Here is an 8,433-nt window from a genome sequence, read left to right on the forward strand (position 1 = left end):
GGCTTAGGGCCAGAGCCAGGCGGCGCCGCGTACACCGCTGGAGTCGCCGTGCTGGGCCGGTAGCAGGCGCGTGCTGAGTTGGTCGGTAAAGGCGTAACGGCTTAGCAGTGGCGGCACCCAGTCATAGAGTGCGGCAATATTCGACAGGCCGCCGCCGAGCACTATCACCTCGGGGTCGAGGATGTTGATCACACTGGCCAAGCTGCGCGCCAACTGGTCGGCGTAGCATTTGAGCGCCTGCACGGCGCGCGCTTCGCCGCTGGCCGCCGCTTGTGCCAAGGCATCGGCGTTAAGACCCAGGCCACTGCGTGCCGCCCAGCCAGGGCCGGATAAAAACGTTTCGATGCAATCATCCAGGCCGCAATAGCAGCGTCGCACGGCGCCGTCGGCAGGTTGTCGCCAGGGCAGCGGGTTGTGCCCCCATTCGCCGGCAATCGCGTTCGGCCCGCGCAATAATTGGCCATTGATGACTATGCCGCCGCCCACGCCAGTGCCGAGAATCACCCCGAACACCGTGCTGGCGCCTGCCCCTGCGCCGTCACAGGCCTCGGAAAGGGCGAAGCAGTCGGCGTCATTGGCCAGGCGAATGGGCCGCTCGAGTAAGTGTTCAAGGTCGCCGGCCAAGTCCTGGCCAATCAGGCAGGTGGAGTTGGCGTTTTTGATCAGGCCGGTGGCGGGCGAGCGGGCGCCGGGAATGCCGATGCCAATGCTGGCGTTGGCCGCCAGTTCGCGCTCGCACTGGTGAACTAGGCTGGCAATAGCGTTCAGGGTTGCGGCGTAGTCACCTTGCGGTGTCGCGCAGCGCTGCCGGAGGATTTGTTGACCGTCGCGCAAGGCGATAATCTCGATCTTGCTGCCGCCCAAATCTATGCCAAAACGCAGCCTTGAATGCATGCTTAACCTTAAGTTACAGAGTTGCTGGCCGATATCGGGTATATAAGTCGCCCCGCTTGAGCGCTGCTTGGCCGTGCCGATAGGGCACCCGCTTAGCCGCAGCTTCACAACAATAATGGTAGCAGGAGACGTCTAGTGAAGACCCTGTTGTATCCGGCCATCGCGCTGATGAATCGACTGAATTTTGGTATGAAATTCAGCCTGATTAGTGTGCTGTTTTTCCTGCCGATGGGCGTGACCAATTACTTTTTGGTCAGCGATTCCTATGGTCAATACCTGCGCACCAGCAGCGAACTGGGCAGCCTTGAGCTGCTCGGCCAGAGCCTGAAGATTCGTCGTGATTTAGAAACGGTGAATGACTTGGCGTTAATCAGCCGGATGCTTGGCGAGGCCAAATCGGCCGAAGCCAATAATCGAAGTGCTGTGCTTGAGCGGTCGCTAATCAGCCAGCTGGGCGCCTTGCAAGCCGTTAGCAGCGATCCGCAGTTGGTCAAGGAGTTCGCGGCGCGGCGTGATGAGCTGCTGGTCGCCATGCGCGAGATCAGTGCCCAAGCCGTGCCGCTGAGCAAGCAAGCCCAGGGCGAGGAGTTGCTGGCCAAGGTGCAGCTGTTTATCAAAAGCATCGCCTCGCAGTCGGGTTTGAGCCAGGACGATCAAGCCGATGTACGGCAGATGGCCGACTTGATCATGACCGCCACGCCGCAAGTCACGGCTGTGCTGGCCACCGGCCGGGCGATTGGTTCCTACTCCATGGGCGTGGGTTTTCTCGACTCGGGCGCCAGCGCGAAGATGGAAGACACCCTGCTGGTGATGGAAAAGCTGCATGCTGAGTACGGTTTGAAAATCAAGGAAACCCTCGGTGCCAGCCCGGCGGCGCAGCAAGCCTTGGGGCGCAGCACCGGCGCCAGTCAGCAGACCTTGCAGGATCTGGGCAAGGTGCTGGAGGACAAAGTGATCATGGCCGAGTCGATGAGCGGCTCATGGCAGGATTTCTTTGCGCTAATCAGCGCCGAGATGGATAAAACCTATCAGGTTAACGACGATACCCTGGTCTTCCTGAATACCGAACTGGCCACCCGGCTGCAGCGCAAAGGCGCCGAAACCGTATTGCTGGTGGTGGCCTTGGCGCTGGTGCTGCTGTTTATCGGTTATCTGTACGGCGGTTTTTATGTCTCGACCCGCACCACGCTGAAAAGCCTTGGGCAGGTGATGGGCAAGGTTGCCGCCGGCGATATGACCGTCAGTTACCGGGTGCAGAGCCGCGATGAGCTGGGTGAGTTGGGCGACGCCTTTAATGACACTGTGCTGAAAATCCACGATCTGATTGAGCGGGTTGGCCATACGGTGACCGAAGTGGGTCGGCAGGCCGATCGAGTTGAGCTGGTGTCCGGCGAGAGCAATCAGGCGGTTTCCGGCCAGCGTAGCCAAATTGAGCTGGTGGCCACGGCCATGAATCAAATGTCCGCCACCGCTCAGGAGGTCGCCCGCAGTGCGGCCGCAGCGGTTGGCAGTGCCCAGAGTGTTAACGATGAGACGATGACGGGTCGTGAGCTGGTCGACTCCCAAGTTGGCAGCATTCAGCGCTTGGCCAGCGGCATTGATCAGTCGGTAGGGATCATCAATCAGCTGGCCGCCGACAGCGCGGCTATCAGTCAAGTGCTGGAGGTGATCAAAGGCATTGCCGAACAGACCAACCTGCTGGCGCTGAACGCCGCCATTGAAGCGGCGCGAGCCGGCGAGCAGGGTCGTGGTTTTGCCGTGGTGGCCGATGAGGTGCGCAACCTGGCCAAGCGTACCCAACAGTCCGCCGGTGAAATTGAGCAGATGATTTCCCAGTTGCAGGGCGGTGTGGCGGCGACGGTGAAGGCCATGAGCGGCAGCCATCAGATGGCCGATGACAGCGTTAATCAGTCGGCCAAGGTGCAGCAGGCGCTGGAAAATATCCTCGGCGCGGTCGGCATGATCGTCGATCAAAACCAGCAGATTGCCACCGCTGCCGAGCAGCAAACCGCCGTGGCGCATGACATCGATCAGAATATTGTCGCCATCAACCAAGCCGGTGAGCGCACCGCCGAGGGCGCCGGCCAAACCGAGCAGGCCAGCCGCGAGTTGTCTAACCATGTCGCACGCTTGCAGCAGCTGATCGGCGCCTTTCGGGTGCGGGGGCAGGCTTGATGGGATGGAGCGTAGGTCGTACTCGCCGCAGGCAGTACGGCATTGGTCTGTCTGCACTAGTGTCGGACTGTTCGCTGCGCTCCTGAGTCCGACCTACGTCCGACCGGCCGCCCTACGTCACTCCAGGCTGACCTTCGGCGTGTTGGGCCTGGTTGTTTAGGTCTTGGCCCAACCGAATAATTCGCAGGCATTCTGGCTGCTGGCACTGGCCAGCTCGCTCGGGCTAAGGCCTTTAAGTTCGGCGAGGTTGGCGCAAATCTCGGGCAAAAACTCCGGGCTGTTGCGTTGCTGCGGGTGCATGGCGGGGGCCATGTCTGGGCTGTCGGTTTCCAGCACCAGGGCGTCCAGCGGCAGCGCGGCTATGACTTTGCGCAAACGCAGCGCTTGCGGCCAGGTGGCGGCACCGCCGAGGCCGAGTTTAAAACCCAATTTCAAGTATTCGCGGGCTTCCTCCAGGCTGCCGGCAAAGGCGTGGATGATACCGCCGCGCTGGAGTCGGTAGCGCTTGAGGGTGGCGATCACATCGGCGTGGCTGCGGCGCACATGCAGCAGTGCCGGCAACTCGAACTCTGCCGCCAGGGCTAATTGCGCGCAGAACAATGCCTGTTGCTGCGTTCGATCCAGTTCTGGCAGAAAGTAGTCGAGGCCTATTTCGCCCACCGCGCAAAGTTTGGGGTGGCCCGCCAAGCGCTCAAGCCAGTCCCGCAACGCCTGCAGGTGTTCAGGCTGGTGTTGGGCTAAAAAAACCGGGTGCAGGCCGAAGGCGGCATAGAGCCCATCCTCGTTTGCCACCAAGTCCCACAGTCGTTGCCAGTTGGCCTGCTCGACGCCGAGCAGCACCATGCGCTCGACCCCCAATGCGCGAGCATTGGCCAGCACTGCGTCGCGGTCGTTGGCGAAGTCGGGAAAATCCAGGTGGGTATGGGTGTCGATCAGGTGCATGGGGTCAGTGTTGACCGCAAGGTGTTCGGCTGCAAGGCGTTAAACGACCGTCGAGATGCAATGGTGGGCAACCACTAAGGCGTTGCCCATCCAGGTCCCGCCAGCAGCACCTTAATGATGCTCGCGGGTGGCGCGGAAGTTTACTTCTGGCCAGCGCTCGATCATCAGGCTGAGGTTGACGCGGGTTGGCGCCAGGTAGGTGAGGTGGCCGCCGCCGTCGATGGCGAGGTTTTCCACGGCCTTGGTCTTGACGTTTCCATCAGCGCCCGATTGCGCCCTAAACCCTGGCATATCTGGTACTTGCTTCGCACAACCTGCTAGCCGCTGATCTGGGTGTCATTTTTTTGTCAAATACCGCGGTTATACCTGAGCTTCGCAACAGTCGCGAAGGCAGCCAGGGTTCATTTCTCTCCTAAGCTCAGTCTGCGGCGCGGTTGCGCGCTGATCCTGTGCTTGCCTGCAGTGCTTAAGGCCGAGCGCCCTCGTGGTTCCACCCATTCGTAGCCGTCTCAGCTGAATCGCAGCTCGGCTTTCCCTGGAGTGCGTCATGCCCCCTAAGCACTGCTTCACCCATTCGCTACTGGCTATTCTGCTCGGCGGCGCAGGCACTGTTGTGCTGCCTGCTGCTAATGCCGAGTTGCTGATCTCGAAATATGTCGAGGCCAGCGCCAACAACAGGGCGCCGGAGTTTTACAACACCGGCAGCACGCCGCTATCCCTCGCGGGCTATCCGCACAATACCTTCAGTGAACTTGGCCGTTATGGCGAAGGCGAGCCCGGCGGTGGCGATGCCGGGGTGCGCCGCATCCACGAAGTACAGGGCGCTGGCGCGAGCAGCGGTTTGGTCGGGCAGATGGTGACGGTCGAAGGTATCGTCACCGCGAACATGCAGGGCGCAGACGAGTTGAAAGGCTTCTTTGTGCAGTCGGCCGATAACCAAGTCGATGGTGATGAGCTGACGTCCGAGGGGCTGTTTGTGTATGGCGGCGGCGTAGGCGTTGAGGTGCGCGCTGGCGACCGTGTGCGGGTACGCGGCCTGGTAACCGAATTCCACGGCTTGACCGAACTGACCGGTGACTTGCAGGTTGTGGTGCTCGCGCAGGGCCAGCCGTTGCCTGCGGCGCAGCAGGTGCGGCTGCCGTTGGCCGCCAGGGACGCGCTCGAACGCTATGAAGGCATGCGCGTAGAGCTGGCGCAGACGTTGACCGTGAGCGAGGTCTACAACCTGGGTCGCTACGGTGAGTTGCTGCTGTCGTCGGGCGGGCGTTTGTGGATACCCACCAATCGGGTGCAGCCGGGCGAGCAGGCGCAGGCACTGCAGGCGCAGAACGAGCTCAACCAGATCATCCTCGACGATGGCCGCAGCGGGCAGAACCCGGACCCGGTGCGCTATCCGGCGCCGGAGCTGAGCGCCTACAACAGCGTGCGGGTCGGCGATCAGGTTGAGCGGGTCCAGGCTGTGATGCATTACGCGGTCGGCCGCTACCGGGTGCATCCGCTGGTTCAGCCGGAGTTCGCCGCGAGCAACCCGCGCGAGGACAGCGTGCGGGGTATTGAAGGGCGTTTGCGGGTCGCCAGCTTCAACGTGCTGAACTATTTCAATGGTGACGGCAGCGGCGGCGGCTTTCCCACGTCCCGCGGTGCCAATAGCCTCGAAGAGTTCCAGCGTCAGCGGGCCAAGATTATTGCGGCCATAGTGGCGACCGATGCCCATGTTATCGGTCTGATGGAGATCGAAAACGATGGCTATGGCGAAGACAGCGCCATCGCCGATCTGGTCGCTGGGCTGAATGCCGCCTCTCCACCTTGGAAGCGCTATGCCTTCGTCGAGCCCGAGCAAGAGCGGCTCGGTAGCGACGAAATTGCCGTCGGCATCATCTATCGCCAGGATCGCATCCGCGCGCACAAGGCGGCCGCCGTACTGGGCCGCTCGGTCGATGCGCGTTTCGACGACAGCCGGAATCGGCCAGCACTGGCGCAGACGTTCCGCGAGCGCTTCAGCGGCAAGCGTTTGACGGTGGCGGTTAACCACCTGAAATCCAAAGGTTCGAGTTGTGATGACGTAGGTGATGGCGACACGGGTGACGGTCAGGGCAACTGCAACCTGACCCGTGCGCTGGCGGCGCAGGCGCTGGTGGACTGGCTGGCAAGCGACCCGACCCGCGGGCGCGACCCCGATGTGCTGATCATCGGCGACCTCAACGCCTACGCCAAGGAAGACCCGATCAGCCTAATTCGCGCGGCCGGCTACACCGATCTGCTGGCGAAATTCGTTAGCGATAGCGCCTATTCATACGTTTTTTCGGGCCAGTCCGGTTATCTCGATCACGCCTTGGCCAGCGCCAGCCTGTTGCGCCAGGTACGCAGCGCTGGCGAATGGCATATCAATGCCGACGAGCCGCGGGTGCTGGATTACAACCTGGAGTTCAAGACCGAGCGGCAGCGCTCGCTGTTGTACCGCGCCGATCCTTATCGAGCGTCGGATCATGATCCGCTGGTGATCGGTATCGACTTGCGCTGATGCTCGACTGCGTTGGCTCCGTTGCAGCCAACGCAGCGCTTTCGAGCGGAGGTCATCGCCTGGCGGCGATGTCTTAGTGGTGTTCGCGAGTAGCGCGGAAGTTCACTTCTGGCCAGCGCTCGATCATCAGGCTGAGGTTGACGCGGGTTGGCGCGAGATAGGTGAGGTGGCCGCCGCCGTCGATGGCGAGGTTTTCTACCGCCTTGGTTTTGAAGTTCTCGAGCATTTTCTTGTCGGCGCAGTCGATCCAGCGCGCTGACCAAACGGTGATCGGCTCGTAGGCGCACTCGACCTTGTATTCGCCCTTCAAGCGGCTGGCGACCACGTCAAACTGCAGCACGCCGACCGCGCCGAGGATGATGTCGTTGCTGTGCTCGGGGAAGAACACCTGGGTTGCGCCTTCTTCGGCCAACTGCTGCAAACCTTGGCGCAGTTGCTTGGATTTCAGCGGGTCGCGCAGGCGCACGCGGCGGAACAGTTCCGGGGCGAAGTGCGGAATGCCGGTGAAGCCCAGGGATTCACCTTCGGTGAAGGTATCGCCGATCTGGATGGTGCCGTGGTTGTGCAGGCCGATGATGTCGCCGGCGTAGGCCTCGACCAGCATTTCGCGCTCGCTGGAGAAAAAGGTCAGGGCATCGCCGATGCGGATGTCCTTGCCCAGGCGCACATGGCGCATCTTCATGCCCTGGTCGTACTTGCCCGAACAGATGCGCATAAAGGCAATGCGGTCGCGGTGTTTCGGGTCCATGTTGGCCTGGATCTTAAACACGAAGCCGCTGAATTTCTCCTCGGTGGGCTCTACGGTGCGCTCGTTGGCGACCCGCGCCAGCGGCCGTGGTGCCCAGTCGACGATGGCGTCGAGCACATGGTCGACACCGAAGTTGCCCAGGGCGGTGCCGAAGAATACCGGGGTCATCTGGCCGTTATAGAAGGCCTCTTGATCGAACTCGTGGCAGGCGCCTTGCACCAGTTCCAGCTGCTCGATAAAGCGCTCGTACTCATCGCCCAGATGCGCGCGGGCCTCGTCCGAATCCAAGTGCTGGATGATCTTGGTTTCGGTGCGTTCGTGACCGTGGCCGGCGGTGTAGACGATGATGTAGTCGTCTTTGAGGTGGTACACGCCCTTGAAGTCGCGGTAGCAGCCAATCGGCCAGGTGATAGGTGCCGCTTTGATTTTCAGGACCGCTTCGATCTCATCCAGCAACTCGATCGGGTCGCGAATGTCGCGGTCGAGCTTGTTGATAAAGCTGACGATTGGCGTGTCGCGCAGCCGGCAGACTTCCATCAGGGCGATGGTGCGCGGCTCAACGCCTTTACCGCCATCGAGCACCATCAGCGCCGAGTCCACTGCGGTCAGGGTGCGGTAGGTGTCTTCCGAGAAGTCTTCGTGGCCCGGGGTGTCGAGCAGGTTGATCATCTGCTCGCGGTAAGGGAACTGCATCACCGAGGTGGTGATCGAAATACCACGCTGCTTCTCCATCTCCATCCAGTCGGAGGTGGCATGCCGGTCGGATTTACGCGACTTGACCGTACCGGCGATGGCAATCGCCTTGCCCATCAGCAAGAGCTTTTCGGTGATGGTGGTCTTGCCCGCATCGGGGTGGGAAATAATCGCGAAGGTACGGCGCTTGGCGACTTCTGCGGCCTGGTTGCTCATGCTGGGGAAACCTGTCGACTGATAGTCGCTTTGTCAAAAATGGCGGCGATTATAGCGGTAATCCTTAGGGTCTGTTCCCGTTTCATCGCGAGCCGCGTTGCCGCGAGAAATGGCCCCCGGTTAGGCGCAGGACGCAGGTAATGGTTATTCCCTTGCCAAGTCCTGCAACAACAGCGGGGGCCATTTCTCGCGCAACCCGAAGGGCCGGGCCTGTTTTTGCGCGAGGCGGCGTTTCTCGTCGCTC

General features: G+C 61.4%; 5 protein-coding genes and 2 pseudogenes. 3 read left to right on the top strand and 4 right to left on the bottom strand.

Translation table 11 applies throughout. The features are described 5' to 3' along the window. Positions 1-3 precede the first annotated feature (3 nt). Positions 4-894, bottom strand: coding sequence for an ROK family protein (locus Q8R10_RS07805; protein WP_305652604.1), 891 nt, complete (start codon positions 892-894; stop codon positions 4-6). Positions 895-1,908: 1,014 nt separating this feature from the next. On the opposite strand from Q8R10_RS07805, the pseudogene Q8R10_RS20825 reads away from it, so the two are divergent. Beyond that, positions 1,909-2,199, top strand: a pseudogene (locus tag Q8R10_RS20825) (HAMP domain-containing protein); the annotation flags it as partial. A 153-nt stretch (positions 2,200-2,352) separates the two neighbouring features. Then, a complete protein-coding gene (locus tag Q8R10_RS20830; protein WP_371133302.1) occupies positions 2,353-3,069 on the top strand; it encodes a methyl-accepting chemotaxis protein in 717 nt (238 codons plus the stop codon). Positions 3,070-3,225: 156 nt separating this feature from the next. On the opposite strand, the gene Q8R10_RS07815 is transcribed toward Q8R10_RS20830, so the two are convergent. After that, positions 3,226-4,011, bottom strand: a complete 786-nt coding sequence (locus tag Q8R10_RS07815; protein WP_305652608.1) for a TatD family hydrolase — start codon at positions 4,009-4,011, stop codon at positions 3,226-3,228. Between the two features lie 111 nt (positions 4,012-4,122). Continuing rightward, positions 4,123-4,260 (bottom strand): annotated as a pseudogene (locus Q8R10_RS07820) (hypothetical protein); the annotation flags it as partial. Between the two features lie 298 nt (positions 4,261-4,558). On the opposite strand from Q8R10_RS07820, the gene Q8R10_RS07825 reads away from it, so the two are divergent. Continuing rightward, positions 4,559-6,532 (top strand): ExeM/NucH family extracellular endonuclease, encoded by a 1,974-nt coding sequence (locus Q8R10_RS07825; protein WP_305652612.1) that lies wholly within the window; start codon positions 4,559-4,561, stop codon positions 6,530-6,532. 73 nt (positions 6,533-6,605) lie between these two features. On the opposite strand, the gene Q8R10_RS07830 is transcribed toward Q8R10_RS07825, so the two are convergent. Next, positions 6,606-8,189, bottom strand: coding sequence for a peptide chain release factor 3 (locus Q8R10_RS07830; protein ID WP_305652614.1), 1,584 nt, complete (start codon positions 8,187-8,189; stop codon positions 6,606-6,608). Positions 8,190-8,433: the final 244 nt, after the last annotated feature.

The organism is Pseudomonas sp., assembly GCF_030698175.1.
Taxonomy (GTDB): Bacteria; Pseudomonadota; Gammaproteobacteria; order Pseudomonadales; family Pseudomonadaceae; genus Aquipseudomonas.